General features: G+C 33.4%; 3 protein-coding genes. All 3 read right to left on the bottom strand.

Going from position 1 to position 2,096, the window contains the following annotated elements; all coding sequences use genetic code 11:
* Positions 1 to 499: 499 nt before the first annotated feature.
* On the bottom strand, positions 500 to 766 hold the full coding sequence (locus tag CLTEP_RS15640; RefSeq protein ID WP_201786625.1) for a group II intron maturase-specific domain-containing protein: 267 nt from the start codon (positions 764 to 766) through the stop codon (positions 500 to 502).
* Positions 767 to 801: 35 nt separating this feature from the next.
* Positions 802 to 1,062 carry a hypothetical protein gene (locus tag CLTEP_RS15220; protein ID WP_066827644.1) on the bottom strand — a complete coding sequence of 87 codons (261 nt, stop codon included), beginning with the start codon at positions 1,060 to 1,062 and terminating at the stop codon, positions 802 to 804.
* A 525-nt stretch (positions 1,063 to 1,587) separates the two neighbouring features.
* Positions 1,588 to 2,096 (bottom strand): Rpn family recombination-promoting nuclease/putative transposase (locus CLTEP_RS13815; RefSeq protein WP_153016355.1); only part of this gene is annotated, 509 nt, incomplete at its 5' end.

The following is a 2,096-nucleotide window of genomic DNA, read 5'->3' as shown; positions in this document are numbered from 1 at the left end:
AATCATTCAAAGGTTTTAATCTCTCCATTATATCACCCTTTCCTATACTTATATTATATCTTAATTTTTGTTGTATTTTCACTATCTTTTGAAAAGAATTCGCATTTTTTATTAATACAAATTCTACACCAGAAGCAACAAAGATTGTTTGCTTCACTTCAAATCTTTGTAAGGTACCTGTTCATTACAAAAACTGCAATACAGTTTTTGTTGGTACAACATCAGAAGATATCAAAAATAGGATGCTCGGTTCCAATGGAATATTGGAATCAAGCACCCATATGTGCAGGAATTTTGATTAAATTACCTGTCCACTTGACATGTACCGGTTCATTTTGACGTTTGGAAAATTTATCACATCTAGGATACTACATATATATCATAGCAAATTCAACCTTGTAATTTTTCCTAAGGTCGAGTAGATAGAGGAATCGCTTCCCCGTACCCCTCACAGAACCGTACGTGCGGTTTTCCCGCATACGGCTCTTCATATTATTATTTACAAAATATAGCTAATTTCTTGCCTTAACTCAAATATATTTACATATATTTTATAGTTCTGAATTTTATAAACTTTACTTAACTTATAAAACTCTTCCCAGTTAAAACTTTTGCGTTGACTCCGTCTGTTTAATGTTTTATATAACCTTCTTTTGACGCAGTCTCTAAATTTATTTAAGCTAGCTGAATTATCGGTAATTCCATAATACCTGTAATATCCTTGAAGTTTTCTATTTAACTTCTTTACCAGTTCATCTAGTGGCATATGCATATTTACTTTTAACCAAGCTTTTACTTTGTTTAAGCTTGCTCTAAATTTCTTACTGGTTTAGGTTTATATTTTAATCCTTTCATTCTTTCTATTAAATTTTCGATATTACTTTCTAGATTTACCTCATATTCATTCTTCGTTACTTCATCTATTCCTGTCGCCTTATTCGGCTTAAGTTCATTGTGGCATTTAATTAACATTTCTTTGTTAATCAAATGTATTAATGAAGTAAATTTCTCATTTGGTCTTTCTTTAGCTATTTTCGCTATCCTTTGAAGTTTTGTATACACCATTTTTCCTCCTCTGTGTGTAAGGTGATGTTTCCCTTTTCAAGGGCAATAATATGTTACATCCTTTCCTCCACAGGCATTACCATGTTTCATCAGTACTATGATGTAATCCGACTACTCAACTATCTTTTGGTTTTCTCTTTTATACTTGTCTACCATACTCATCTCTGTGTATGAGAATAGTTGAGTTCTCCCAAGTTGACGTGATGTAACAATATCTGACGTGCCGTGTCCTACGACTCCGGGTAAGCTAAATCATTCTTACCATAACAAATGTTTAGTACTGTCTTCTATGCAGACCAACATATTGACATTATCCAACTAGGTATTTCGGAGCTATCAACTTCAACCTCATTCGGCTTACGGCCCACCAGTTTGCTGTCTACGCTTAGCCCTTTGGGTCACCCCAAACAACTCAAGACTCGCTAATGACTGTTGGTTAAACTTTGTCATGCAGGATTCTCACTTGCTATACATCACGCCCTTTGCTTGGCGAACGGTCTGACTCCTTTGCCTTTTAATCTATTACTGCTTTAAATTCTTGATCTCTTCTACACTTAATCCAGTAGCTTTTGACACTGTATCTTCATCCATACCCATAACCAATAGATTTTTGGCTATTTTGAATATTCCTTCTTTAATTCCTTTTTCTATTCCTTTTTCCATTCCTTTTTTAATTCCTTTTTCCATTCCTTCTTTAATTCCTTCCTCTCTTGCGCTGCTTATCATATTTGCCCTTTCGTGAAGTGACTTTTCTCTCGCTTTATAAATCTCTATTGTCTTTGCATCACTACTTAAATATTCAAGTCTTTCCTCTACTCTCTTTATATCTTTATCCATTTCAATCAACTCCTTTAATTTTTCTTCTGAAATATCCTTATTAAAGAAAGTCAACCATCTCTGAAGTCTATCTTCTTTCAAATTCTTTACCTTCAATTCATTAAATTTTGGAATTTCTATAAAATGTATCTCTACCAAATCAGTGAGCATGTAATCCTTAGCTTCATCTTCCCACAGATGAAACTTAGTATGAA

Source organism: Clostridium tepidiprofundi DSM 19306, assembly GCF_001594005.1.
GTDB lineage: Bacteria > Bacillota > Clostridia > Clostridiales > Clostridiaceae > Clostridium_AC > Clostridium_AC tepidiprofundi.
Note: the sequence above shows the minus strand (reverse complement) of the source record. Positions and strands in the feature narration are given on the sequence as shown.